At 71.8% G+C, this 25,002-nt stretch carries 19 protein-coding genes; 11 read left to right on the top strand and 8 right to left on the bottom strand.

Features of this window, described 5'->3' with window-relative positions:
- Window positions 1-152 precede the first annotated feature (152 nt).
- From ACFYYR_RS07650 to ACFYYR_RS07615, 8 genes are all read left to right on the top strand, one after another.
- Window positions 153-659 carry a flavodoxin domain-containing protein gene (locus ACFYYR_RS07650; protein ID WP_388848070.1) on the top strand — a complete coding sequence of 169 codons (507 nt, stop codon included), beginning with the start codon at window positions 153-155 and terminating at the stop codon, window positions 657-659.
- A gap of 102 nt (window positions 660-761) precedes the next feature.
- Complete coding sequence (locus tag ACFYYR_RS07645) at window positions 762-1,289, top strand: hydrogenase maturation protease (RefSeq protein ID WP_388848067.1); 528 nt, start codon at window positions 762-764, stop codon at window positions 1,287-1,289.
- Window positions 1,290-1,458: 169 nt separating this feature from the next.
- Window positions 1,459-2,202, top strand: a complete 744-nt coding sequence (locus tag ACFYYR_RS07640; RefSeq protein ID WP_388848064.1) for a CBS domain-containing protein — start codon at window positions 1,459-1,461, stop codon at window positions 2,200-2,202.
- A gap of 174 nt (window positions 2,203-2,376) precedes the next feature.
- Window positions 2,377-3,528, top strand: coding sequence for a 4Fe-4S dicluster domain-containing protein (locus ACFYYR_RS07635; protein WP_388848061.1), 1,152 nt, complete (start codon window positions 2,377-2,379; stop codon window positions 3,526-3,528).
- Complete coding sequence (locus ACFYYR_RS07630; RefSeq protein ID WP_388848058.1) at window positions 3,525-3,983, top strand: cyclic nucleotide-binding domain-containing protein; 459 nt, start codon at window positions 3,525-3,527, stop codon at window positions 3,981-3,983. The genes ACFYYR_RS07635 and ACFYYR_RS07630 overlap by 4 nt, the downstream gene beginning before the upstream one ends.
- A complete protein-coding gene (locus ACFYYR_RS07625) occupies window positions 3,980-4,783 on the top strand; it encodes an FAD/NAD(P)-binding protein (RefSeq protein ID WP_388848055.1) in 804 nt (267 codons plus the stop codon). The genes ACFYYR_RS07630 and ACFYYR_RS07625 overlap by 4 nt, the downstream gene beginning before the upstream one ends.
- A 1-nt stretch (window position 4,784) precedes the next feature.
- Entirely contained in the window at window positions 4,785-5,591 is an 807-nt protein-coding gene (locus tag ACFYYR_RS07620; RefSeq protein WP_388848052.1) for an oxidoreductase, read from the top strand.
- Window positions 5,569-6,933 carry a Ni/Fe hydrogenase subunit alpha gene (locus ACFYYR_RS07615; protein ID WP_388848049.1) on the top strand — a complete coding sequence of 455 codons (1,365 nt, stop codon included), beginning with the start codon at window positions 5,569-5,571 and terminating at the stop codon, window positions 6,931-6,933. The genes ACFYYR_RS07620 and ACFYYR_RS07615 overlap by 23 nt, the downstream gene beginning before the upstream one ends.
- Window positions 6,934-7,034: 101 nt before the next feature.
- On the opposite strand, the gene ACFYYR_RS07610 is transcribed toward ACFYYR_RS07615, so the two are convergent.
- Window positions 7,035-8,051 (bottom strand): Acg family FMN-binding oxidoreductase, encoded by a 1,017-nt coding sequence (locus tag ACFYYR_RS07610; protein ID WP_388848046.1) that lies wholly within the window; start codon window positions 8,049-8,051, stop codon window positions 7,035-7,037.
- Between the two features lie 182 nt (window positions 8,052-8,233).
- Entirely contained in the window at window positions 8,234-9,109 is an 876-nt protein-coding gene (locus tag ACFYYR_RS07605) for a universal stress protein (protein ID WP_388848161.1), read from the bottom strand.
- A gap of 388 nt (window positions 9,110-9,497) precedes the next feature.
- On the opposite strand from ACFYYR_RS07605, the gene ACFYYR_RS07600 reads away from it, so the two are divergent.
- On the top strand, window positions 9,498-10,280 hold the full coding sequence (locus ACFYYR_RS07600) for a CBS domain-containing protein (RefSeq protein WP_388848043.1): 783 nt from the start codon (window positions 9,498-9,500) through the stop codon (window positions 10,278-10,280).
- Window positions 10,281-10,485: 205 nt separating this feature from the next.
- A complete protein-coding gene (locus ACFYYR_RS07595) occupies window positions 10,486-11,355 on the top strand; it encodes a universal stress protein (protein ID WP_388848040.1) in 870 nt (289 codons plus the stop codon).
- Between the two features lie 331 nt (window positions 11,356-11,686).
- On the opposite strand, the gene ACFYYR_RS07590 is transcribed toward ACFYYR_RS07595, so the two are convergent.
- The 6 genes from ACFYYR_RS07590 to ACFYYR_RS07565 form a co-directional block, all read right to left on the bottom strand.
- Window positions 11,687-13,312, bottom strand: a complete 1,626-nt coding sequence (locus ACFYYR_RS07590) for a hypothetical protein (RefSeq protein WP_388848037.1) — start codon at window positions 13,310-13,312, stop codon at window positions 11,687-11,689.
- 74 nt (window positions 13,313-13,386) lie between these two features.
- A complete protein-coding gene (locus tag ACFYYR_RS07585) occupies window positions 13,387-16,830 on the bottom strand; it encodes a hypothetical protein (RefSeq protein WP_388848035.1) in 3,444 nt (1,147 codons plus the stop codon).
- Between the two features lie 43 nt (window positions 16,831-16,873).
- Complete coding sequence (locus ACFYYR_RS07580; protein ID WP_388848032.1) at window positions 16,874-19,081, bottom strand: hypothetical protein; 2,208 nt, start codon at window positions 19,079-19,081, stop codon at window positions 16,874-16,876.
- Window positions 19,082-19,235: 154 nt separating this feature from the next.
- Entirely contained in the window at window positions 19,236-21,650 is a 2,415-nt protein-coding gene (locus ACFYYR_RS07575; RefSeq protein WP_388848030.1) for a DUF6603 domain-containing protein, read from the bottom strand.
- A 668-nt stretch (window positions 21,651-22,318) separates the two neighbouring features.
- Window positions 22,319-23,104, bottom strand: a complete 786-nt coding sequence (locus ACFYYR_RS07570) for a hypothetical protein (RefSeq protein WP_388848027.1) — start codon at window positions 23,102-23,104, stop codon at window positions 22,319-22,321.
- Window positions 23,105-23,476: 372 nt separating this feature from the next.
- Window positions 23,477-24,130 (bottom strand): TetR/AcrR family transcriptional regulator, encoded by a 654-nt coding sequence (locus tag ACFYYR_RS07565; RefSeq protein WP_388848024.1) that lies wholly within the window; start codon window positions 24,128-24,130, stop codon window positions 23,477-23,479.
- A gap of 221 nt (window positions 24,131-24,351) precedes the next feature.
- On the opposite strand from ACFYYR_RS07565, the gene ACFYYR_RS07560 reads away from it, so the two are divergent.
- Window positions 24,352-24,996 carry an SRPBCC family protein gene (locus tag ACFYYR_RS07560; protein ID WP_388848021.1) on the top strand — a complete coding sequence of 215 codons (645 nt, stop codon included), beginning with the start codon at window positions 24,352-24,354 and terminating at the stop codon, window positions 24,994-24,996.
- The last annotated feature ends 6 nt before the right edge of the window (window positions 24,997-25,002 follow it).

Raw genomic sequence — 25,002 nt, 5'->3', positions numbered from 1 at the left:
GGTGTCCGCACAGCCGGCCGGGGCCGGTCCCGGTCCGGTGGTGGCCCGTACCGACGGCGCCCCGGCGGAGGACGCGCGGATGCGCCCGCTGCCCCGCCGTCACCACGACCCCTGTGTGCGCCGACTCCGCCGACGACCGAAAGGAGCAGGCGATGAATCCGCACCACGTGCTGGTCGCCCACGGATCGAGGAACGGCTCGACCGCGGAGATCGCCGAATGGATCGGGGAGACGCTGCGGGCCTACGGACCGGCGGACGTGCGGCCCGCCGCCGAGGTCGAGGACGTCGAGGAGTACGACGTGGTGGTCCTGGGAGGGGCTCTCTACGCCGGCCGGTGGCATCGCGACGCGGCCCGGTTCGCCCGCCGTCATCACCAGGCACTGATGTCCCGAGCGGTGTGGCTGTTCAGCAGCGGACCACTGGACGCCTCCGCCGGAGAACGGGACATCCCCCCTGTTCCGGGGGTCCGCCGTATCGCTGCCCGGCTGGATGCGCTGGGCCACGTCACGTTCGGTGGCCGCCTCGAGGAGGGAGCCAAGGGCATCATCGCCCACCAGATCGTGAAGGCGGGCCGCGGCGGTGACTACCGGGACCCCGCGAGAGTCCACGCCTGGGCCCGGGAGATCGCCGCGGAGCTGGGCGCCGCAACCGTTGTCTGACAGCGGCGGGACAGGACCGGCCACCCGTGGACGCCGGTGTCCGGGTGCGCCACAGCCGCTCGGACACCGCCGTGGTGTTCCGCGCGCCGAAGGGAGTGGTGCATGGTGACGGCGGCCCCCCTTGTCGCGATCATCGGCGTCGGCAATGTGTACCGGCACGACGACGGTGCGGGACCGGCCGTGGTCGAACGGCTCCGGGCGCGAGCAGCGGACCGGCCCCTGCCGCCGCGCACGCGGCTCTCGGTGTGCGACGGGGACCCGGCACGGCTGATCGGCCTCTGGGAGGGCACCGGTCGTACCGTGGTGATCGATGCCGTGTTCACCGGGCCGGCCGGCACCCCGGGCCGCATCCGGCGGCTCGAACCCGACGGTGACACCTGGCCGGCCGGGGCACCGAGCGTGCACAGCACACACGGCCTCGGTCTCGTCGAGGCCGTGGAACTCGCGCGCGGCCTCGGCCGTATGCCCCCCTGTCTCGTCGTGTACGCAGTCGAAGGCGTGGACAGCTCCCTGGGGGAAGGGCTGTCCGAGCCGGTTGCCGCAGCCGTGGAATCGCTGGCGGAGAAGGTCGAGGCGGAATGCGCCCACGACCGGAGCGCCGCGGCCCGGCGTCCTCGGCCCGCGTCCTGATCCTCCGGCCCCGTCCGGCCCTGCCCCGACGGGGCCGGACGGACCGTCGACGTGCCCGGCCAGCCCTGGGGGAGCGGCACCCGGCGCCGGACGATGGGGACAAGCGAAGAACGGCCACGCGCTGCGGCAAGACCGCTTCTCGAGCCGGCACCGGGACGGAGCGACGGAGATGAGACACAGCAGAATCGGCAGCCTGATGGTGACCGATGTGGTCGCGGTCGGACCGCGGACTCCCTTCAAGAAGGTCGCCAAACTGCTCGCCGAGCACCGGATCAGTGGCCTGCCGGTCGTGGACGACGACGAACGGGTCCTGGGAGTGATCTCGGAGAGCGATCTGCTGGCCCGCCAGGCGAGGAATCCCGCATCGCCACCCCACGACGCCGCGGCCTGGCCCCGCTGGCTCCGTCGCCTGACCGGGGTCCGGCGGCCGCCCGCCGGCACCAGGGAACGGGCGGTGACGGCGGAGGAGCTGATGTCGGCCCCCGCGATCGCCGTCCACGCGGAGGACACCATCGCGGAAGGCGCCCGGACCATGGCGAGCCACCGGGTGGAACGCCTCCCCGTGCTCGACGAGGAGGACCGGCTCGTCGGCATCGTCACCCGGCGCGACCTCCTCGAGGTCTTCCTGCGCCCGGACGCGGACATCCGCCGGGAGATCGTCGACGAGGTGTTCGTCCAGGCCATGTGGCTGGCGCCGGACACGGTCGACGTGCATGTGCTCGACGGCGTGGTCACCCTGCGGGGCCGGATGGAGCTCCGGAGCGACACGGAGATCGCTGTGCGGATGGTCCGTCAGCTGGACGGGGTCGTCATGGTCGTCGACGAGCTGGTGAGCAGGATCGACGACACCCGCAGACGGCCCGCCGAGCGGACGCCTCAGGGGACCGCCGGGTCATGGCCCGCGACATCGTAGGCGGCCCGTCCGACGGGACCGCCCCGGCCCTGGGGCCGTCGGCTCCGCAAGGGACGTCCCACCGGTGAGGGCGGGAGGACGTTTCCTCGGGCCGGGTTCGACGTGCGGGTGGGACCGGCCCGTGATGCAGTGTTGACCGAACCGGGTGCAGGCCGAGAAGCCCGAGGGAGAGCGATGAGGGGCTCCGAAGAATCCGAAGCGGTCCTCGACCGGGACGGACTCGGCGCACTGGTCCGGGCCCTTCTCGCTCGCGGACGGACGGTGATCGGTCCCACCGCCCGGGACGGGGCGATCGTTCTCGCCCGGCTGGATTCGGCCGACGAGCTGCCCTACGGCTGGGGGGTCGAACTGGAGGCGGGCCGGTACCGGCTGCGCCGCCGGCCGGACGGGGCGGCATTCGCCCACAGCGCGGGACCGCAGTCGTGGAAGCCCTATCTGCTCCCCGAGCGGGTGCGGCAGTGGAGCGCCGACCGGGATTCCACGGGCGGCTTCACCGTCCGGGAAGAGGATCCGGAGTCCGTCTCCTACGCCTTCCTCGGGGTGCGGCCCTGCGACCTCCGTGCCATCGCGATCCAGGACCGGGTCCTGACCGGGGGCGCATACGAGGACAAGGGGTACCGCAGACGCCGGTCCGGAGCGTTCATCGTCGTCGCGGAGTGCACCGAACCCGGCGCCACGTGCTTCTGCGTGTCCATGGGAGCGGGCCCGGGTGTGGACGGTGACGCGCTCTACGACCTCGCCCTGACCGAGGTGGTCGACGGCGAAGGCCACCGGTTCCTCGTGCGCGTCGGCAGCGAGGAAGGCGCGGATGTGCTGGACGGTGTCCCGCACCGGCCGGCGGAGGAGGAGACCCGCACGGCCGCGCGGAACTCCGTGACCTCGGCGGCGGAACGGATGGGGCGGTCCATGCCACCGGTGGACCTGCACACGCTCATGGCCGGCAGCCTGGACGCCGAACGCTGGGACGACGTCGCGTCCCGCTGCCTGACCTGCGGCAACTGCACCATGGTCTGCCCCACGTGCTTCTGCACGACCTCCGAGGACGTGACCGACCTGACCGGCGACCACGCCGAGCGCTGGAGCCGCTGGGAGTCCTGCTTCGACCTCGACTTCTCCCTCCTCCACGGTGGTCCCGTGCGCGACTCGTCCCGCAGCCGGTACCGCCAGTGGCTCACGCACAAACTCGGCACCTGGTACGACCAGTTCGGGAGCTCCGGATGCGTCGGCTGCGGACGGTGCATCGTCTGGTGCCCCGTCGGAATCGACATCACGGAGGAAGCCCACGCCCTGCACCGCGAATCCATGGAGCGGGAGGGCCCGTCATGATCACGGACAAGGGTGTTCTGGCCGCCCTGCCCGAGGGCCGGCGTGCGGAACTCATGGCGCTCGCGGACGCGGCGTCGTATCCCGAGCACGCCCGCATCTTCGACGAAGGCGGCAGCGCCGACCGGTTCTGGGTGGTCAGGACCGGAACCGTGGCACTCGACGTCCACATCCCCGGCCGTGGCCGGGCGATCGTGGACACGGTGGGCCCGGGAGACCTGCTCGGCTGGTCATGGCTCTGTCCTCCGCACCAGTGGCACCTCGGGGCCGTTGCCTCCACCGATGTGGAGGCATGGGAGTTCGAGGCGGCACCGGTGCGCCGGCTGTGCGAGAGGGACCCGGCGCTCGGGCAGGCGTTGGCCGTCGTCGTGGCCGGCGTGATCGGGCACCGCCTCAGGTCCGCCCGCACCCGGCTGCTGGACCTCTACGGGCCTCCCGGAACCGAGCCGTTGCCGTGAGCACCGTCCCTGTGCCGTACCGCGTGGTCCGCTCCCACCGGGAGACCGCCGACACGGTCACGCTCGTGCTGGAGCCCGTCGGCGCGTCCCTTCCGCCGTTCGCCCCGGGCCAGTTCGCCATGGTCTACGCCTTCGGTGTGGGGGAGGTCCCGCTGTCCGTCTCCGGCACGGACGACGGGGTGCTCGAGCACACGGTGCGCACCGTCGGCGCCGTCACCGACGCCCTGCACGGCCTGCGCGCCGGCGCGACCGTCGGCCTCCGGGGACCGTTCGGCACCGGCTGGGACCTTCCCGGGGCCCGGGGCCAGGACCTTCTCGTCGTGGCCGGTGGTATCGGACTCGCCCCTCTTCGCCCCCTCGTCCGCACGGTGCTGGACCGGCCCGACGCGTACGGGCGGCTGAACGTCCTCATCGGGGCACGGACTCCGGACGATCTCCTCTACCGGGACGAACTGGATGCCTGGAAGCGGCCGTACGGAGAGGTGGTCGTCGACCGGCCCACCGGTGGATGGCGGGGGAGGGTCGGCGTGGTCACCGGACTTCTCGACGAGGCCCGGTTCGCACCCGGCGCGACCACCGCGTTCGTCTGCGGCCCCGAAGTCATGATCCGTGCCGCCGCGAGGGAGCTCCTGCAGCGCGGCGTGCCGCCCGAACGCATCCGGGTCTCCCTCGAACGCAACATGCACTGTGCCACCGGGCACTGCGGGCACTGCCAGCTCGGTCCGCTGCTGCTGTGCCGCGACGGCCCCGTCGTGAGCTACGCATGCGCCGAGCCCCTCCTCGCCGTCCCGGAGCTGTGACATGAGCGCCGACACCGCACCCGAGCCACGGCGTCCCAGGCTGGCCGTCTTCAAGTTCGCCTCCTGCGACGGCTGCCAGCTCACGCTGCTCGACTGCGAGGACGAACTCCTCGGGCTCGCCGACGAGGTGGAGATCGCCCACTTCCTCGAAGCCTCCGGCCGCGTCGAGCCCGGGCCGTACGACCTGTCGCTCGTGGAGGGCTCCATCACCACGGCGGAGGACGAGGAACGTATCCGGAGGGTGCGTGCCGAGTCCCGTTACCTGGTCACCATCGGCGCCTGCGCCACGGCGGGAGGCATCCAGGCCCTGCGCAACTTCGCCGATGTACGTGAGTTCCGGGAGGCCGTGTACGCACTGCCCGACTACATCGACTCGCTGGCCACGTCCACCCCCGTCTCCGCCCACGTGCCCGTCGACTTCGAACTCAGGGGCTGCCCCATCGACCGCAGCCAGCTGCTCGAGGTCATCTCCGCGTTCCTGACCGGGCGGAGTCCCGGCATCCCCGGCCACAGCGTCTGCTTCGAGTGCAAACGGCGGGGAACCGTCTGCGTCACGGTCGCGCACGGCACCCCCTGCCTCGGGCCGGTGACGCACGCGGGATGCGGCGCCATCTGTCCCGCTTACGACCGTGGCTGCTACGGCTGCTTCGGTCCCTCCCGTTCGACCAACCTCCCCGCCCTGATCCCTCTGCTGAGGAGCGACGGCATGAGCGACGAGGAGGTCCGGCGGTTCCTGGGCACCTTCCATGTCTCCGACTTCGCCGCACTTCAGGAGGAGGACCGGGATGACCGGCGACGGGCCCCGTGACCTGCGCATTGCTTCCCTCGCCCGGGTGGAGGGCGAGGGCGCCCTGCGGCTGACGATCCACAACGGCCGGGTCGAGGGCGCTCGGCTGAGGATCTACGAACCGCCCCGGCTGTTCGAGGGGTTGCTGCGCGGACGGGCGCACGACGAGCCCCCCGACCTCACCTCACGGGTCTGCGGGATCTGCCCGGTCGCCTACCAGCTGAGTGCCTGCCGGGCGGTCGAGGACGCCTGCGGAGTGGTCGTGGACGGGCCGCTGGCAACCCTGCGGCGTCTGCTGTACTGCGGGGAGTGGATCGAGAGCCAGACTCTCCACATCCATCTGTTGCACGCCCCGGACTTCCTGGGCTGTGACAGCGCGATCGACCTCTCCCGCACGCACCGTGCGGAGGTGGAGCGGGGCCTGAGGCTGAAGCAGACCGGCAACGCCCTGATGGAACTCCTCGGCGGGCGGGCCATCCATCCCGTCAACGTCCGGGTGGGAGGCTTTCACCGCACGCCCGCCCGCCGCGCGTTGGATCCCATGGCCGAGCGTCTGCGCCGGGCTCTCGACGATGCCCGGGAGACCGTTCGCTGGGTGGCCGGATTCGACTTCCCGGAGGCGGAGTGCGACGCCGACCTGCTGGCGCTCGCCGAACGCGACGTGTACGCCATCGAATCCGGCGTCCCCACGGTTCTTCCGGCGGATCCGGAACTCCCGCCCCGAACCTTCGCCGTGAAGAACTTCCCCGAGCACGTGATCGAGGAGCAGGTGGACCACTCGACGGCTCTGCAGTCCCGGCTCGACGGTCGCCGCCACCTCACCGGCTCACTCGCCCGCTACGCCGTGAGCGGCCATCTCCTCTCGCCCGTGGCCCTGGAGGCGGCCCGCGAGGCCGGGCTCGGCGATCCGCCCCGGACACCGGGACACGCCCGGGCCGCCCGCCCTCCCGCGTGCCGCAATCCGTACCGGAGCATCGTCGTCCGCGCGGTCGAGGTGCTCTACGCCGTCGACGAGGCGCTCCGGCTCATCGAGGCCTACGAGCCGCCGGACCGCCCGTACGTTCCCGTGCCGCCGCGTGCGGGCATCGGGCACGGTGCCACCGAGGCCCCCCGAGGTGTGCTCTACCACCGCTACGCCCTCGACGGGAACGGACTGGTCACCGAGGCGACCCTGGTGCCACCGACCGCCCAGAACCAGGGGGCCATCGAGGAGGACCTGCGCCGCATCGTCCAGGCACGGCTGACCCGGGGGTATGCGTCCGACGAGGAGCTGACCCGGCTGTGCGAACGCGTCGTCCGCAACCACGACCCGTGCATCTCCTGCGCCACGCACTTCCTCGACGTGAGTGTCCTGCGGGACTGAGCGCCGGCGGAACGCCCGTCGTTCGGCGTGCGGCCGCGTCTCGCTCGGTTGCGCGGGCTCCATGCACCTCCGCGTCCCGGTATGCGGCGGGCCCTTCCTGCTCAGGGCTCGATGTCGAGGACCTCCCGCACCGGCCGGCGGGGTGTCGGGGCGCCTTCCGGACCGTAGCCGAGACGCAGCACCATCTGGACATGCCCCGCTCCCGACACCGGGTCCCGCAGCGGCCAGCGCATGTCGGGCCACTCCAGGGCCTGGGTGACGAAGGAACTCGACAGGCCCCGCAGCGTGGCCAGGAGCAGCACACGCTCCACCGCCTGGCCGGCCCGGAGCCAGTCCACCGGAGTGTCCTCCGCGGTACTGAGCAGGGCGATGTGCGGATCCTCCTCGAATGCGGCAGCCTCCCGGCCCGGTACACGGCGCGTACCGGCGAAGTCGCGCATCGGCGCCTTGCCTCCGCGTTTGCGGGGCCCGAAAGCGGAGTCGGGGACGCCCTCGGTCCGCACCCCTTCTGCCGCGGTGCCCGTTCCGGTCCAGCGGGCCAGGTCCCCTCTGCTGCCGCTGTCGGTCAGATTCCGGGCCTCGGCCTGCTCGGCGAGCTCCAGCACCCACTGCCGGTGCCATCCGGACGGGAAGTCCAGTCGTGCGCCTTCCAGCCGGGCCGCCTCGCGCAGAGCGTTGCGCACGTCGTCCGGAATGGGCGCTGCGGTGAACGGGTGGCGGCTGGTGTGCCGGCGGTGGACGGCCGCGTGCAACGCACCGATACCGTTCTCCCCGTTGCCGTTGCCGTTGCCGTTGCCGTTGCCGGGACCGGTCAGGCGCACGAGGGCGAGCAGGGCCGGGTCCGTCGAGTCCGGGAGCAGCCGGGTCACCGGGACCCACCCCGCGTACTCCACTGCGACGCGCAGGTTCAGCAGCGCCGCACCGCACCCCAGATGCAGGGCGCGGGTGTCGGGGTCGGAGTGAGGCATGAACCGGTCGAGATCCGCTCGTAGCTGGAAGGCCCGCCGGCTCCGTGAGTAGCGGAAACGCCAGGGCTGTGCGTTGTGCATCGACGGCGCCGCGACAGCGTCCGCGATCATTGCGGTCACACGCTTCTCGTCGACTGGTGGAGCGATCACGGATCCTCCCGGGGTATGCGGCATCCGCTGCGGGTCGTTGCCTTCATGATGGTCCCGCCGACCACGCGTGCGGATGGGCCGAACGACCCTGTCCGGGCGGCCGGTCGGCGCGCCGCGGCCGTCCCCGGACGCGCGGCGGCTCTGCCGGAGCTGCTGCCCGGGGCCGCACGGCCGCACGGAAGCTAACCGCGTTGCGGCACCACCGCGACCGGGCACGCCGCGTGGTGGAGCAACGCGTGTGCCACCCGGCCGAGTTGCAGGCCGACGTGTCCGTGGCTCCGCGGAGCTCCGATGACGAGCAGTGACGCTTCGGCAGAGGCGTCGGCGAGTACCTTGTGCGCGGGACCCTCCGCCGTGATCCGCCGCACCACCGCCCCGTCCCGCACCGGTCCCACTCCCCGAAGCGCCGCGTCCATCTGGTCGGTGGCCCGCTGCTCGGGGGTCGGCGCCGGTGCGTCGCCCGTGGGCAGCAGGTGTTCCACTGCCTCGTGGGCCGGTGTCCGCCAGGCCCGCACCACGTGGAGCGGGCAGTTCCGTACCTCCGCTTCCGCCACGGCGAAGCGCACGGCCGCCGATGTCACGCTGCGCTCGCCGACGCCGAGCACCACGGGCAGACCGTCCCGCCGGGCCGGGTCCTCGCCCCGGACGATGATCACCGGGCAGACGGCCCGGGCCGCCACGGTGAGACTCACCGAACCGAGCAGGGTTTCGCCGAGCATGCCGCGCCCGCGCGAGCCCGTGACGAGGGCGAAGGCTTCGTGCCCCTCCCGGAGCAGGGCTGTCGTGGGGTCGGCGGCCAGCACGTCGCTGGAGACCTTCACGTCGGGGTTCCGCCGCTGAGCACGTTCGGCCGCCGAGGCCGCGATGTGTTCGGCGAGAATCCGCTCCGCCGGGCGGTCCGTCGCCAGCGAGGGGCGCGTTCCCTCGTACCGCTCCCACAGGGAGCCGTGGACGAGCCGCAGCTGAAGGCCGTGCCGTTCCGCCTCGTCCACGGCCCAGTCCACCGCCTCCAGGCTGGAGTCCGATCCGTCGACTCCTACGACCAGCGGGATGTCCATCGTCCCCACCGCCTTCCTCGCTCCGCGCGGTCCGGGTGCCCCGGTGCCCACCATGCCGCCGCACCGGCGCGCCTCGCGAGGGCGTACCGGCCCTGATCCAGGACCTTCGGTCCCTCGTTCCCTCCGGGCTCCGGGCGCCCGCTCGGGCTCCCGGGCGGCCCGGAGCAGCGGCCCAGAGCACCTGTGGGGCCGAGTGGTCCGGGACGAGGCCCGCTCGGCCCTGACGCCTGGCTCGCGGCCGCCGCACGATGAAGACGAAGCCACGGCGAAGGAGAGCTGCTCATGACCACGAGAGCGGGTGGCTTCGGCGCTCTGCCCAAGGACCACCGTCTGCGCACCCCCGGGCGGCGGCGCCGTGCACTGACCTGAGCCGGGACGGAGGCTCACCATGTTCGACACCCCGCACATCGTCCGTGACGTCATGACCCTGACCGTGGTAGCCGTCGGCCGTGACGCGCCGTTCAAGGAGATCGTCCGCACGATGGAGCAGTGGAAGGTCAGCGCGCTGCCCGTCCTGGAGGGCGAAGGCCGCGTCATCGGGGTCGTCTCCGAGGCGGACCTCCTGCCCAAGGAGGAGTTCCGCGACCGGGATCCCGGCCGCCGGGAGCAGTTGGACCGCTGGGACGACCTCGCCAAAGCGGGCGCGGCCGACGCGGAGGAGTTGATGAGCACTCCGGCCGTCTCGGTGCACGAGAACGCGACCCTGGCGCAAGCGGCACGGATCATGGCGGTGAAGGACGTCAAACGTCTTCCCGTCGTCGACGACGAGGGCATGCTGCGGGGCATCGTCAGCAGGAGTGACCTGCTCAAGGTGTTCCTCCGCAAGGACGAGGACATCGAGGAAGAGGTCCGTCGCACGGTGATCTCGTACCTTTTCCCGGCCCTGACCAGCCACGTCCGGGTGCGAGTCGAGGAGGGAGTGGTGACCCTCAGCGGGCGGATACCGGACACCTCGCTCGTATCGGTGGCGGCGCGCCTGGTCCGTGCCGTCGAAGGAGTCGTCGACGTCGAGTGCCACCTCACGGGAGAACCGTCTTCCGACGAGTCCCTGCCCGGTGACGCGGTGGAGCCCGGGAGCGCGGCGCGGGCCCGGATGAGCGCACAGAGGGAGGGACGGGCTCCTTGGCCCGCATGGAGCCGCGGCACAACGGATGAAACAGGAAAGCGCTAGGAGGAAATGGCGTGTGAGGTCTGCCGCGGGGTGAGACATCCCGGATCGGTCTCGTCGGCGGTCGTCGTCGGAGCCGCAGGGAGCCGAACCCGCTCCGGCCGAATCTCATCGGTGCTCGGCAGCCGTGCTGCTGCCGGTGCTCCGGCGCGCCGAAATGCCGGACGGGTTCGGCCGGTACCGGCCCACACGAGAGAGGCAACTCGTCATGGAGGACGTCGTCACCGTTGGCCTCGACGGTTCGGGCGAGAGCATGGACGCCGCGCGCTGGGCGGCGGACGAAGCCGACCGTCGAAACCTCACACTGCGCCTGTTGCACGCATGGGTCCTGCTCTCCCCGGACACCCCTGGCGCGCCGCAGGAAAAGGATCAGAACTACTGGGCGAAGCGGATCGTCGGCGACGCCCAGCGGGAGATCACCCATCGTCATCCGGACCTGTCCATCGTCGAGGAACTGCTGGCCGAGGACGCCACGGAAGCGCTTCTGCGGGCGGCCGCGGATTCCCGCATCCTGGTGCTCGGTTCGCGTGGGCTGGAGCGCGTCGAGAGCTTCTTCCTCGGTGACACCGGCCTCCATGTCGTCGCCCGGGCCGACCGGCCCGTGGTGCTCGTGCGGGCCGGGGCCGCGGAGAACCGTCCACCAGGGGACCGCGAGGCCGGAGTCGTCGCCGGTGTGAGCCTCGAAGGGGCCTGCGACAGCGTGCTGGACTTCGCGTGCGATACGGCAGCCGCGCGGGGCGTTCCCGTCCACGTGGTGCACGGCAGGAGCCTTCCGGTTCAGGCGTACGTCCCCTGGGGCGTCGATCCCGATGCCGCGAAGGAGATCCGGGACGACGTCCAGCGGGACCTGGCACCGGTTCTGGGCCCGTGGCGTGAGAAGTTCCCCGCGCTGCGCATCGTCGAGGACATCCGGCTGGAGAGCCCGGCACGGGCCGTGGTGCGGGCCGCGCGAAGCCATCAGCTGCTCGTCGTCGGACGGCGCCGGCACCGGCAGGCGCTGGGGCCGCGCCTGGGGCCGGTCGCCCAGGCCGCAGTACACCACGCGAACGGCCCTGTCGCCGTCGTCTCCCACGATTGACCGGCCGTCCTTGCGCACCGCTCCGGGTCCGCGCCGCCGCATCGGCACGGTCCGGGCGGGTGCCGGGGAGCTCCCCTGACGGGCCCGCTGCCGGGTCCGGACGCAAGGGAGGGCCCGGCTGCGCCGGGGCCTCCCGCGTGTTCCCGGAGCCGTGCCGTGCCGAGGCCGATATCGGAGCCGACGCGGGCGGTTGGCCCGCGGACGTCCCCACACCCTCCAGAAGCTCCCATGGCCGCGGTTCGTGGGATGGTTCGGGGCGGACCGAGCTGCTGGACGGGTGAGGACGGCATGACCGCAGGAGGTGTGGCCGCCCTCCGAACTCACCGCCGGGTCACTCCACGGGGGGCTGTGCCTCGGGCTCCGCCGGCGGCTGCGCGTCCGCGGGGCCGTCCTCGACCGGATCCGGAACCTCCGAGGCCGCCACCTGCGTCAGGTTCGGCCCGCCCCCGAGAGGCGTCCAGAAGACGGAGAACCACCCGTTTCCCGTGCCGCCCGGCAGTTTGGTGTTGTTGAGGGACACCACGACCGTGCCGCCCTTCGCGACGGGGACCGAGGTGAAACTCTTGGCCTGGGGTGACCCGCTGAGCTGCACCTGGGGGATGGCGATCTCGTGAGCCACGCCGGCCGTGGCCGCGGCCGCGGTGAAGTAGGCGTCGAGCTCGCGCCACGACGTGGTCGTCGTGTAGGACAGACAGGAGAGTTTGATGCTGAGGAACCCGTCACCGTCCGCTCGGAAGGTCTTCTGCCCGTAACCACTACTGATGTAGTCGGCGTGCAGCCCCTGCGAGCTGTTCTTGAAGATTCCGACCGTGCCGTAGGCGTGGAGACGGGTTCCCGCGGCGGTGTCGAGGCGGCCCGTCTTGAGCCAGAGGTAGCCGTCGGCCCCGGGGTCGACGGTGAGGTTCTTCGTGGTGGTGGCACCGGTGAGGCTGGTGGCGCCCTTCAAGGTGGCGGCACCGTTCAGGGTGGCGGCGCCGTTCAGGGTGGTGGCACCGGCGACGGTGAACTGGCTCTGGACGTTGACCTCGCGCCCCGCGGTGGAGAGGGTCAGCCGCCCTCCGATCGCGAGCGATCCGTAGGAGCCGCTGCCTTCGATGGTCCGGACGTGCAGGGTGTTCGCAGTATTGACCGTGAGGTCCCGCGTGCTGGTGGCGCCCTTGAGGTTGGTGGTGCCGTTCACGACGAGGTTGCCGATCTCCAGGTCCGGCTTGCGGACCGTGACCGGGGCGGACAGGATCCGCACCACGGGGTTCGACGGGTCGCCGACGGTGCCCCGCAGGTAGAACATGGTGTCGGACTTGACGTTGGTGATCTTCTTCGTGGTCAGGGCGGTGACATTGAGGTTGGTTTCGCCGTACAGCAGCTCGTAGACGGCGTTCGCCGAGCGCTGCCAGGTCAGGACGACCTCGCCGCCGTTGTCGATGATCAGCGGATCGCAGACGAGGTTCCGCAGGTAGAAGTCCGGCGGGAATTTGCCCACGTTGAACACCATGGACCGGGACTGGAACGCGCTGCTGCCGGTGCGCGAGCTCTCGGTGACGGTGATCGGCGACGTGCCGACCTTCCGGTTGATCGGGATGTCCGAGAGCTGGATGGTGAATCCGGTGTCCGGGCCGATCGGGGCGTGGCTCGCCCCCGGGGAGAACACGAACTCCTTGGCCGAGGCGTCCAGCCGTCCCGACCAGCCGTTCAGGCTGATCCGGTACGTGACCTTGGCCAGGTCCGTGGCCAGGTCCGGGGACATCGCTCCGGCGGGTACCTTGACCTTGATCCACTGGACGTCGGCCGGCGTGCCGCTGTGCCGCGAGCCGACGATGACCAGTTCACCCTTCTCCTCGGGCGCCTGCGGGTTCTCCGGTGACGCCTTCAACGGGTCCGGGTCGGTGCTGACGGTGTAGGCCAGCAGTGGTTCCTGCGCGGTGGCGTCCACGGTGTCGGTCTGCGTGACAAGGGCCACGGATGCTCCTTCGAGTGTGATCCGCCGCGGGTGTCCCGGACGGGGACACCCGCGGCGGTGGGGGTGATGCCGGGTCAGTGGTCGGTGGTGCGGCTGTGCGCGGCGGCGTCGTCGAGGCTGAGGAAGCCTGAGCGGAGTTCGGGTTCGGCCAGGGGCATGTCGTACTGGTCCTGACTGAGGATCGGCAGCTTCCGCCAGGCGCTGCCCCGCTTCTCCGTCCAGGTCCAGTTGCCGACGACTCCGGCCGGGGTGGGCATGAGGACGGTTTCCTCGACCTCGTCCTGGGGGCCCTTGAGCCCGGTGGTGGCCGCCAGGAGCGGGCCGGTGCGGAAGTTGACCGTCATGCGGGTGATGGCCTGATCGGTGAATTCCTGCGGGATGAAGACGCGCTTGGTGGCGAGGATGTCGGTGGTGGCGTGCACGGCCGCGCGCGGGTCCAGGAGGACGGTGGCGAGGGCGCTGCTGGCGTCACCGAAGTTCAGGTGCAGGCTCGGGCGGTCGCCGATCGGCCGCAGATAGCCGCTGCCGCCGGACGAGGGGTCGATGACCGTCTCGAAGTGGTCGTAGTCGTCGTCGAGGACGTAGCCCACCAGGCCGTCGTCGGTCTGCGCGGCCTCGCCTAGGCGGATCGCGAAGGGGTAGCGCGGCAGTTCCGCCTCCGTCTCGCAGAACAGGTTCTGCCAGCTGACGTCGGTGCGCAGCGGGCCGCGCAGGTCCATGGTCAGCCGGGTGCGGACCAGGGCGAGCGGCCGGCCCAGGAAGAAGCCCAGGCCCGGGTCGGCGGGCCCGTCCGGGTCGATGGTCTCCAGCGCGCGGTCGACCGTGGCGCGGAACGCGTCGAAGGTCCGCGGACCGCGGCTCTTGACGGCGTTCAGGAGGTCGTGGGCGTGCCGGGAGAGGTCCCGCAGCTGGTCGAAGTCGGCCACGTCCGAGCCGGGCAGGGCCGACCAGGAGACCTCCTGGACTCCGCCCGCGTTCAGGGTGACCCGGAGTTCGCCGAGTGCCGCGCCCTCGGCCGCGTACACGACCAGGGATGCGTCGAGGCGGTTGTGCACCAGCCAGGCGCAGACCGGGTTGGTGCCGGGGACCAGGTCGACGGGCTCGTCGGCGGTGGCGGAGAGGAAGTCGAAGCGCAGCCGGGCGGGCTGGAGCAAGCGTGGGCCGAGTTCGACGAGGCGGTCGCTGTCGTAGCCGCTGACCGGGTGGGCCGGCCGCATGGTGCGGGACATCTCCGGCCGGAAGTGATGGGAGTCGCCGACGAGGTTGACGGCGCGTCCGAACCGGTCGACCACCGCCACGTCGAGGAACGCGAGCTGTCCCGCGCGCAGTTCCTGGAAGGCCGACTCGGGCCAGGGGTCCCAGTCACTGGCGGGCAGGGTCCCGGGGTCCGGCGGGGAGTAATCGCCGTTGCCGACGAGGGCGGCGGTGTCATCGGCGGGCTGGAGGCCGGAGAGGGGCTGCCGCTGGGCGATGGCGGCGCCGAAGCCGTCGAGCGTCTGCGAGAGCAGGTTCGCCCGGCTCGCCTCGGAGCGCAGACGGCGCAGCGTGTCGGTGGGCAGCGCGTCGCGGATGCGGGCGTAACTGGCGAGGGCGCCGTCCATGACGTGCCCGGCGGTGGGGGCGAGTGTCTGCCGGCCGGAGACGACCAGGGGGGTGCCGGGCTCGCCGGTGCCCTTCCACTGGTAGCGGGAGCGTTCGATGAAGTCCCAGTGGTCGGTCTCCCCGTCGCGGAACGGCAGCGGGAAGTACTCGGCCTTCCACAGCAGGTACAGCGGCTGCCACGGCATGCGCCACGCGGCCGTGCCGTATTCGGGCAGGGTGCCGGTGACGTCCCGGATCCCACCGGCCTTCAGCGCCCGGTCGAGGATGAGGAACTCGGAGAGCAGGGCGGGGAAGCAGTCCGGCTGGCCGCTGAGGTCGACCTGTCCGGCGACGGCCGCGACATCGCCGGTGGTGATGCCCGACGCTCGGGTGACGAGGCGCTCGGGGACACGGCAGGGCAGAGGAGTGCCGCGGGTGAGAGGGGCGTGGAGGTTGGCGCCGTCGAGGGTGAGGACCGGATCGGCGGAGTACTCGTAGTCCTGGGCGGGTACGCGGATCAGTCGGCGTGCGGCGCGTGCACCGTACGCGGGGTGGAGGGCCTCGATGTTCGCGGCCAGGTCCGCCTCGGTCCTGCCCCAGGGCAGGGTGCGCCGGTGCTCCGACAGGCGGCGGGCGAGTTCGACGACCTGGCCGGCCGCACCGTCGGGGTTGTCCGGGGCGAGTTCGGCGTCGACGCGCTCCCGGAATTCGTCGGACTGGCGGTCCAGGCGGCTGAGCCACCACAGGTGGTAGAGGCGTTCGCGGGCGGCGTCGAGTTCGGCCTCGGCGGCGTCGTGCTCGGTCTGCTTGCGGTTGAGCTCGGCGACGGTCTCGGCCTCGGCCGCGCGGGTGGCGGGCCGGAGGGCCGTTTCGGCGATGTCGTCCCCGCGCTCGCCGATGAACCAGCGGTAGCCGCCGGGGACCGGGCCGAAGCCGGTGTCGTGGGCGCGGCGGTCGGTGAGGATGTCGGCCTCGGGCCGGTCGCGCTCTTCGAGCCCTTCGATGCCGCCGAGGAGGAAGGCCCGGAAGAGCTCGGCCTCCTCGGCGGAGAACACTCCCTCGCCGTCGGCCTGGGCGCCGAGTTCGCCGACGGCCTCGGCGATGCTGTTGGAGATGATGGGGGTGACGTCGCGCCGGTGCGGGCAGTCGGATTCCGGTACCGGGCCGGTCAGGTTCCAGTCGAGGCCGAGGACGGTGCCGGTGTGGACGGACGTCCGGATGCCGCTGCCGGAACCGGGCGGCGGGGTCCACCCCAGGCGTTCCAGGAGCGCGGCGAGGCCGTCGGGGCCGGCGAGGATGTCGGCGGCCGGGTCGGCGTACCACCCGGCGACGAAGTAGCTCAGCCGCTCCTGCTCCGGCACCCCCTCCAGGGTGTCGTGCAGGGAGAAGACGTTCTCGTTGTAGGGCTGGAAGACGGAGAAGGTGGGCAGGCCGGGGCCGATCGCGGTGAGGAACGGCTCATGCACATCGGCCGGTTCCCGCCAGCGGCCGGTGAGTTCGTGGCACTTGCCGATCAGGGTGGCGGACGGCTCGTCGCTGTCCGGGTCCTGGAAGGAGACGGTGCCGTTCATCGGGTCGAGGTAGTCGCTCTCGACGACCCAGGCCTTCAGCGAGCGGCTCGAGTCGGCGTGGCGGACGACCAGCCATCGGTTGGGTACGAGGGGGAAGTCACCGATGCCCTCTTCCTCGTCGTGGCGGCCGCGGGTGAGTGCCGCGGGCAGTTCCCACTGGAGATAGACGCCGAGACGGTCCTCGCGGCCGGTCCACTCCTCGGGGCTCGAGAAGGGCTGTGGCTCGGGCGCGACGCCTCTGCCGACGTCGCCGAAGTCGGTGATCCAGCGGTGGATGACGTGTTCGCCGCCGGTGTCGCGGGTCTGGCGGTTGACCGCGAGTGCGGCCACCTCGACCGGTACGACCAGGGTGTTGTCCACGGACATGGGCCCTCGGTCCTTTCGTTCGTCGTGCATACGGGCGGCGGGATCAGGGCCGGGAGAAGGCCTTCACCTGCGGAGCGTTGATCATCTGCAGGGCGAACTGGGCCGAGGAGATCCCCCCGACACCGTGCGCCGCGGCCAGAGCGGGGACCAGGGCGTCGCCGCTGCCCTGGACGTTGAGGACATCGCGGCCCCCGGGGCGCAGGAAGCGGCCGAAGCCGGCCGGCTGCGGGAACTCCTCCTCCTTGGGGTGGCCGATGTGGTCCCCGCTGATCTCGCGCAGCTCGATCGTGCCGACGTCGCCGATGCCGAAGCAGATGCCGCGCGGCGGTTCGGCCAGCTCGAAGCGGTCGATCACCCGGGGGTAGAGCAGCAGCTGGATGCCGGTGCCGTAAACAGCGCTGCGCAGGGGTTCGACGGGAGTGCCGCCGGCGTAGCCGGTGATGACGGTGTTGGGCCAGTCGGTGACCAGAGCGGAGTGGAGCAGCACCGCGCAGGCCGGCACCGGACCGCCTTGGGTGGCGAGGTTGTTGAGGTCGGCGTCCAGGGCGTGGCCGACACCGATGCTCAAGGCCCCGTCGACGGCGGCCCGGACCCACTCCTGGTCGATGTAGGCGAAGCGGATGGTCTCCGGCGGGAGCATCCGGCTGTCCGGGACCAGGTGCTCCAGGCCGAGCATCTCCAGCCGGCGCAGACCGTCGAGCCACCCCGTCACGGTCCGGTACTCGTTCGCGGCGGCCTGGGTGAGGACGTCGGCCACACCGGGCCGGGACAGCAGGGCCCGGGGATCGGCGGGGGTGCGGCTGACCCCGGTGGCCGCGTCGCGCCGCCGCCCGGCGCGCAGCTGCGGCCCGGCCCGGTCCACGGCCCGGGTGAAGCGGGTGCCGCCCTCGTCGGTGAGCATCCGGTCGAAGGACTCGAAGGCCAGCGGCGCGGTGAGCTGCCGGGCCGAGACCGCTCGTCCGACGAGCTGGGGGTGGGAGGCCAGACGGCGTACGGCACCGCGGGCGGTGGCGCGGAACTCCATCAGCGCCGTACGGAAGGCGGCGTCGGCCAGGGCGAGCGTGCGCCCGGCGGTGAAGGCCGCGGCGTAGGAGGTGTCGAAGACGCCGTACTTCTCCAGATAGACCAGGGCCTCGCCGGGCGAGTCGAGCCGGGTGGCCGCCGGGTCGGGCAGATCCTGCGCGGGCCGGGCGGTGAGGGGCCCGCGGTGGAAGGCGACGGTGCGCTCGCCGGTCTCCAGGCGCTGGGGCAGGGCGACGGCACCGCCCGCCATCCGGTCCAGGGCCTCGCGCTGCGGGGCCGTCGGATGGGCCGGTGCGGAGACCGGCAGCCGCAGCCGCAGTTCCTCTTCCGGGCGCGGGGTGGTGCCGTCGACGGTGGCCAGGTTCTGGCAGACGTCGCCGAAGCCGATGCCCGAGTCGGGCTCGCTGGTGAAGGCCCAGCAGGTGAGGGAGACCAGACGGACCCCCTCGGCGGGGGCGGATGCGGTGAGGTACCGGTCGAACCCTTCCAGGGAGACCAGGTGCACCACGTGCCGGCCGCCGCTCGCGGCCGGGAAGCGGTTGGCGACGACAACGCCGTTGAGTTCCTTCTCATCGGGTTCCGGCTCGTCACCGGCCCGGGTGGCATCGGGCCGGCCGCCCTCACGGACATGGGCGAGATACCCCATCTCGCCGGGCAGCGGTTTCACCGCGTCGAAGAGGGCAGCCGGGACCAGGACCGTGGCGCACACTTCGTCGTACTCCTCCGGGCGCAGGCTTTCCCCGGGCAGGACGGGCGCCTTGCCGGGCCCCAGACCACCGGTGAGGAGCTCGCGCACGGTGCCGGCGGTGACCGTTCCGACGGCGTCGGGATCCTCGGGGAGCTCGTCCTCCCTGAAGAGGAGCAGAGCCATCCAGGGAATCGCGGCACCGTGGCCGGAACCCAACGGGCGGCTCCAGGGCAGTGCGGGGGCGTCGAGGTTGATGTGCGGAAGCGTCCGGCTGTACGTGCCGATGGCGTCCTGTACGGGGAAGCGGGCGTTGATGCCGATCGGGTCGATGCCGAAGCGCGGCTGGACGACGTCGAACGGCTGCGGCGTGGCGTCGATGACGCGGTCGGCGCCGTCGACGTCCTTGAGGATCTGCCGGTTGTCGATGCGGTAGCGGCCGGCGTGCAGCGAGGGGATCCGGTGGTCGAAGAACCGGGTGCGGTGCTGGGCCAGCGGCTTACTCGTACGGGGCCGGGGGCCGGATTCGGGTGAGGCGGTCACGGGCGTGCCTTTCGACAGGGCGCGGCGGCGGGAGGTATGGCAGCGCGGCAGGAGACGGGGCGCGGTACGGCGCGACGTGGTGCGGCCGGACGTGGCGGCCGGACCGGCCCGCGGGAGTCCGCGCGAGCCGGCCGGGCGCGGTGGAGCCGCCGGGTCAGCCGGCGGGTACCAGCATCGGTTCGGCGGTGAAGGCGGTGCCCGCGGCACGGGCGTACGCGCTCAGATCGGCGTCGAGTGACCCGAGGCCGGCGCCGAAACCCTTCAGCGCGTCGGCCAGGGCGGCACGGTTCGCCCGGGTGCCCGCGGTGTCGACGCCTTCCTGGATCGTCCTGATGACCCCGCCGGGCCGCTGCGGAACCGGGCCCGTGGCGTCCTCCTCCTGCAACGGCTGGTTGCCGTCGGGAGCGATGGGATCGAAGCCCAGCCCGAGCTCGTCGAGGAAGCCGGTGGAGGTGCCGTGGTCCACGGGCGGGGACACCAGCCGGACCCCGAGGATGCGGTCGGGGATCAGGCCCTCGCCGGGCGCGTCCGGCCGCTCGCCCCACAGACCATTGGCCACGTTTCCGCGGAGGGCCGTGCGGGCCCAGTCGCTCAGGCTGTCCTCGCCGCCGTTGTACGTGAGCCAGACGCGCAGTTCGCTGGCCCGGTCCGTGACCTTCATGGGCAGGATGTCCACCGGGTCACTGGTGGCGACGGGTGTCGTGCTCGTGCGGTCCAGGTAGAGCTTGCTGACGGGCGCCCGGGTGTCGGCGGTGAAGGTGAAACCCCCGTTGTCGACCAGCCACGGCTTGTCCGCGCCGCGGGTGGGCGGGGCGCCCTCGCCGGTGTACCCGGTGACCGGGGTGGTGCGGACCATGTTCTCGGGCGGCGGCAGCATGCCCTGGAAGCCGCCCCAGCCCAACGCGGGCTCCTTGTCGCGGCGCTTGGCGCCGAAGGGGATGGTGAAGGAGATGAACCACAGGTGGATGGTGCCCTCGCCGCCCACGGCCGGGCCCCAGACACGCATGCTGATCCCGACCTCGACCGAGATCCGGATTTTGACGAACCACACCTTGATGGTGGCCGAGACCCCGACCCGGACCCCGACGCCCACGTCGAAGTAGAACGGATTCCACTCCAGCGAGGCGTCGATCCGCGCGTGCAGCCAGGCCCGCAGCATCCCCGACTGGAAGGTCAGGTCCAGTCCCGCGCCGGCCATCAGGGACTTCGGGGTGAACGCCGCGTACGCGCTGCCGGTGAGGTTGACCGTCGAGCCCACGCCCCAGGTGATGCCGGCGGGCTGCTGTTTGGGGTAGCGGGGGGACACCTCACGGCCGGGCGGGATGGCACCGAGCAGCAGTGCGAAATCCCCGGCGTGCGCGTGCTCGCCGAACCAGAACTTCATCCCGATGCCGCCGCGCAGCTTGCAGTTCGGGTCGATGAGGAAGGTCTTCTCGGTGAAAGCGGCCCCGATGCTCAGTTCCCCGGCCTGCGGCCGCAGCGTGGCCTCGATGCCGATCTCCACCCGGGCGATCTTCTTGTCGCTCTTGGTCGGCAACTGCGCGCCGCCGACCCCGAGCAGGCTGATCGACAGGTCCGAGCCGATCTGGACCAGGGCCATCGCGTGGCCGCGCAGGGTCTCGAAGCAGTCGAAGGCCAGACCGGCGGCCAGCCACAGATCTCCCTCCTGCGGACGCACCCACGGATTGCCCCCGCCGATCAGGTGGCTCAGCACCGTGAGCGGATCGACCTCGTCCTCGTCGGCGCCGATCTCGCCGGGGTTGTCGAGCGCGATCATGAACGGGAAGCTGCCCAGGGCGTCGGCCGCCGGCACCCGCACCCGGCTGTTCCAGCCGAACCCGGCGGAGATGCCGCGCACCTGGAACATCGGCGGGCCGAACCCGGTCTCGCTGCCCAGCGATCCGTAGGCGAAGAGCGACGGACGATTGCCGTTTCCGTCGGGCACCGTATACGCGCCCATCGCGGAGCCGTTGAACGCCCCGGTGTCCACCACCAGTACGCCGCCGACCACGGTCTTGTACCCCTGGGGTGCCGGCAGCGCGGTCAGGGCGCCGGCGATGCGCAGGGGCGGGTTCACATAGTCGACGCTGATGCCGTTCTCGCCGGTCGGGGTGCCGATCGGCGACCAGCCGCGCACGGCCGGTGAGTCGAGGATCCGTACGCCCTTGCGGCGGCGGGCCGGGGGGCGTGGGGTGAGGATGCCCCGCTCGGTGACCAACGCCCTTGGCGTGCGGTCCTGTTCACGTTCGGCGGGCGTCCGGCGGCGGGCCGGCGGCAGCGGCCGGCCGAGGCCGTCCAGGCGCCCGGGATCGGTCATGGGTGCGGCGGCCCGTACGGTCAGCCGCAAGGCCCGGCCGTCCACCACCGCCCAGGCCCCGGGGGGCAGTTCGGCATCCCCAGGAGCGCCTTCGATGAGCAGCAGCCTGCGGCCATTGCCGAGATCGGCCGCGGCCGTCGTCCCGGTCACCAGTTCGTTGTCGGCGGTGAAGGTGATGCGTACCGGCACCCGGGCCGGAGAAGCGGTGGTGGCTGCCTGTCCGGTGATCCATAACGCCTTCGGATCACACACGGCATCATCGACCCGCATCGTTCCGCCACGGAACACCAGGCCCACGTCGGGTGCGTGGTCGCCCAGGACGGATGCCGGGATCTCGACCGTTCCTCGCGGTGCCGCGTACTCAAGGATTTTCCGGATGTCACCCACACGTACTGTCACAGATTCCCAGCCCCGAACCACAACAGAAGGGATTATCGGACCACATCATGGCCTCAGCGGCGGGAACCACCCATACCCGGCGCATGACCTCGCTCACTCTGTCCGTTGAGTGACGTGGAGCACAACCACACCTGGCCGACATGGCCAGAAGAAGGCCTCGGGCATCTCTTCGAAACCGCCGATGGGGCCGGGGGCGACCAGGTGAGTTCCGCCAAGGGATCGGGTGCAGCCCCACCGCTTCACCGCAGTCAAGGGCGCCTGAAACGCGCGCCGGTCATGGCGGCCGGCCGGCACCGGTCAAGGTCGGCCGATGGCGAGCCGTCCGTCGAGGCTGAAAAGAAGCCCCCCCGTGACGGTCCGACCGGCATGCCCGACTCCGGGCGCCTCCTCGGCTTGAACCGCCCCGGCGATGAGCCCTCAGCAGATCAAGTGCTCTGCTTCTCCGGGCGGGGCGGGTGCTCGACGGAGGCCGTGCTCACGCCGCTCCTTGCTGCCGCGCATCGCAGGGGCGAAGGAGCCGGTCAGTCGATCCGGATGCCCAGCGCGTATGCGGTGACCGTGGAGGGGTCGGAGATCAGGTGGTCCTTGGCGGCCGCGCCGAAGCTCGGTGTGCTGCCGGTCGACGGTTCCAGTTTCCAGAGCAGGCTGCCGGCCGAGCGCCAGTGTGCCTCTCCGCCGCCTCCGGTGAGGGCGTATCCCGGGGGCAGTGTTGCGACGGCGGCCGGGTGTGCCGCCTGGGCGGACTCCGCCCGGGCCACGGCGCCGGACACTCTTCCCGCAGGGAGGTCGCGCCGCAAGGAGATGGCGTAGGAGCGGATGTTGGCGGGGTCGGAGCTCATGTGGTCCTTCGAGCGGGCCTTCCAGGAGAAGTCCGTCGACGGGAACGATGCCGTGGCGAGGTTGCCGGCCCCGGACCAGTTCACCTTGAATCCCCCGCCGACCAGGACGTAGTCGGAGGAGGAGGGGATGCCCGCCTCGGCCTCGGGGTGCGGGGCCACGCCGCTGTCGGCGCGCGCCACATGAACCGCCTGCCGCAGCTGGTCGCGGGTCATTCCGGCGACCTTCAGCCCGATGACGTAGGTGACCAGTTCGTGCGGCTGAGCCACCTTGTGGTCCTTCGACGAGACGGTCCAGCCGGTCAGGTCGTCGTTGGGGTACGACGCCGTGAGCAGCGCACCGTTCGGGACGTTGACCGCGGTGGCGCCGCCGCCGATGGCGATCATGTCACCGTCGCCGACGAGCAGGGTCTGGTCGGTCCAGTGCTGCTGGGCCGGGTTTCCGCGGCGGGAGAAGACGGCGACGGTCACCTTGCCCGACGCGTCCCGGAAGCTGCTTCTTCGTGATCCCGTCGGGGCGAGTGCTCGCCCCGTCCGCCCCGGTGCTGCCGATGCCGAGCCGGTGCCCGCGGCACCGAACGCCGCTAAGCCTGCGGCAACCGTCGCTGCTTTGAGCACGTCTCTTCTGCTTTTCGACACGCTTCCTCCACGATTTCTGCACGCTTTGACCAAACGCGAAGGAATGTAGCGGTGGGCGACGCCGCGCGGTACCCCGGCAGTGGAGGTGGTTGCGCCTCCCGGTGGCGGTCGGCGGTGGACCAGGTCCCCGGTCACCCGAAGTCGTGCACGCGAACCCGCCGTCGGGGCTCCGCGCCGGACCGGGGGCGTTGCGCCGCCCGCGACTCAGGTCCGGGGTGCCGGCAGGTCGTCCAGTTCGGCCGCGAAGAGCAGGGCGGGGTCGAAGTCCATGCCGGTGAAGTGGCCGGCGAGTTCCAGGGACAGGACGCCGTGCAGACGGGTCCAGAAGGTCAGGGCCCGGTGGAGGGCTCCGGGTGGGGCGGGGTGGCCGGCGGCCCAGTCCCGGTGGTCCCCCAGGTGGGTGTCGAAGGGTGTCGCGGCGCTGTCCGGGGCGAGTGCCGCGCACGCGTCGAGCAGGGTCTTCATGATCTCGGAGGAGATGGCGGTGGTGTCCGCGGGCGCGTGGTAGCCGGGGATGGGGGTGCCGTAGACGAGGAAGTACCGCTGAGGGTCCGCCAGGGCCCAGTCGCGCAGGGCGTGTGCCAGCCCGGCCAGGCCGGCACCCGCGGCGGACGCGGTGCGGAAGGTCTCGGCGAGGCTTCGGTACGCCTCCCGGACGAGTTCGGTGATCAGCTCGTCGCGGCCGGCGAAATAGCGGTAGAGCGCCGGCCCGCTCATGCCCATCTGCTTGGCGATCGCGTTGAGCGAGAGTGCGGACGCCCCCGCTGTGGCGATCTGCTCCCAGGCGCGTTCCGTGATCTCCGCCCGCACTTGGGCCCGATAGCGCTCCCGCGGGGTGTTCGCGCCTGTCGTCGCCATGGCCTGCCACCGTCCCCATCCATCCGGCTACAACCTCAAGGGTTGATGAGAAGGTATCACGCACCCATTGACCGCCGGTCCGTGTGCCGTTATAACTTCTAACGAACCTGTGAGGCTGTATCCCAGCTGTATCTCAAGCTGTGTCTCAACGGGGGATGTGCGGTGCTTGCGCGAGAGGCGCACCAGGCAGCGCTCACTCCCGACCGACAGAGGGGAACTCCATGTCCGGCACCCGCAGCACCGGCAGCCGCGCTGCCCTGTTCGCCGTCCCGCTCGTCCTCGGTCTCCTCGGTGCCGCTGCCGCACCAGCCGGGGCCGTCGGCCCCCACGCCTCCCTGCCCGGCACGTCCCTGACCTGCCGCGGGAAGGGCGTCGACCCCGACGCCCCCGTCCGCCACCGGACCGAGACCGTGATCAACGCCCCGCTGCGCACCGTCTGGAGGCTGCAGACCGACGTGGAGCGCTGGCCGTCCTGGCAGCCTCCCGTCGAGACCGTCGAACGCCTCGACCACGGCCCCTTCCGCACGGGTTCGGCATTCCGCTGGACGACCCCGATACCCCCCAACCCCTCAACTCCCGCCACCGGCCTGGAGATCACCTCGACCGTGCGCCAGGTCGAGCGCAACGCGTGCATCCGCTGGACCGGCCCCGCGATCGGCGAAGGGCTGCGCATCGACGGCATCCATGTGTGGAACTTCGTCAAGGTCAGGGGCGGTGTCCGGGTGAGCACCGAGGAGACCCACACCGGTGCCCAGGTCGAAGCGGACGTTCCCACCGCGACCGAGATCCTCCGCGAAGGCCTCGAAGCATGGCTGCGCAACCTGAAGTCCGCAGCCGAAGCCCGCACCCACAGCCGGCCGCACTGAACCGCG

Origin of the sequence: Streptomyces sp. NPDC001922 (genome assembly GCF_042891165.1) — a bacterium.
Lineage (GTDB): Bacteria > Actinomycetota > Actinomycetes > Streptomycetales > Streptomycetaceae > Streptomyces.
This window is presented reverse-complemented; position numbering and strand designations above follow the sequence as displayed.

Bases quoted from the DNA above. Each gene is read 5' to 3' on its own strand.
- ACFYYR_RS07650 (WP_388848070.1), top strand. From the start codon at position 153: ATGAATCCGCACCACGTGCTGGTCGCCCACGGATCGAGGAACGGCTCG.
- ACFYYR_RS07645 (WP_388848067.1), top strand. From the start codon at position 762: ATGGTGACGGCGGCCCCCCTTGTCGCGATCATCGGCGTCGGCAATGTG.
- ACFYYR_RS07640 (WP_388848064.1), top strand. From the start codon at position 1,459: ATGAGACACAGCAGAATCGGCAGCCTGATGGTGACCGATGTGGTCGCG.
- ACFYYR_RS07635 (WP_388848061.1), top strand. From the start codon at position 2,377: ATGAGGGGCTCCGAAGAATCCGAAGCGGTCCTCGACCGGGACGGACTC.
- ACFYYR_RS07630 (WP_388848058.1), top strand. From the start codon at position 3,525: ATGATCACGGACAAGGGTGTTCTGGCCGCCCTGCCCGAGGGCCGGCGT.
- ACFYYR_RS07620 (WP_388848052.1), top strand. From the start codon at position 4,785: ATGAGCGCCGACACCGCACCCGAGCCACGGCGTCCCAGGCTGGCCGTC.
- ACFYYR_RS07615 (WP_388848049.1), top strand. From the start codon at position 5,569: ATGACCGGCGACGGGCCCCGTGACCTGCGCATTGCTTCCCTCGCCCGG.
- ACFYYR_RS07605 (WP_388848161.1), bottom strand. From the start codon at position 9,109: ATGGACATCCCGCTGGTCGTAGGAGTCGACGGATCGGACTCCAGCCTG.
- ACFYYR_RS07600 (WP_388848043.1), top strand. From the start codon at position 9,498: ATGTTCGACACCCCGCACATCGTCCGTGACGTCATGACCCTGACCGTG.
- ACFYYR_RS07595 (WP_388848040.1), top strand. From the start codon at position 10,486: ATGGAGGACGTCGTCACCGTTGGCCTCGACGGTTCGGGCGAGAGCATG.
- ACFYYR_RS07585 (WP_388848035.1), bottom strand. From the start codon at position 16,830: ATGTCCGTGGACAACACCCTGGTCGTACCGGTCGAGGTGGCCGCACTC.
- ACFYYR_RS07565 (WP_388848024.1), bottom strand. From the start codon at position 24,130: ATGGCGACGACAGGCGCGAACACCCCGCGGGAGCGCTATCGGGCCCAA.
- ACFYYR_RS07560 (WP_388848021.1), top strand. From the start codon at position 24,352: ATGTCCGGCACCCGCAGCACCGGCAGCCGCGCTGCCCTGTTCGCCGTC.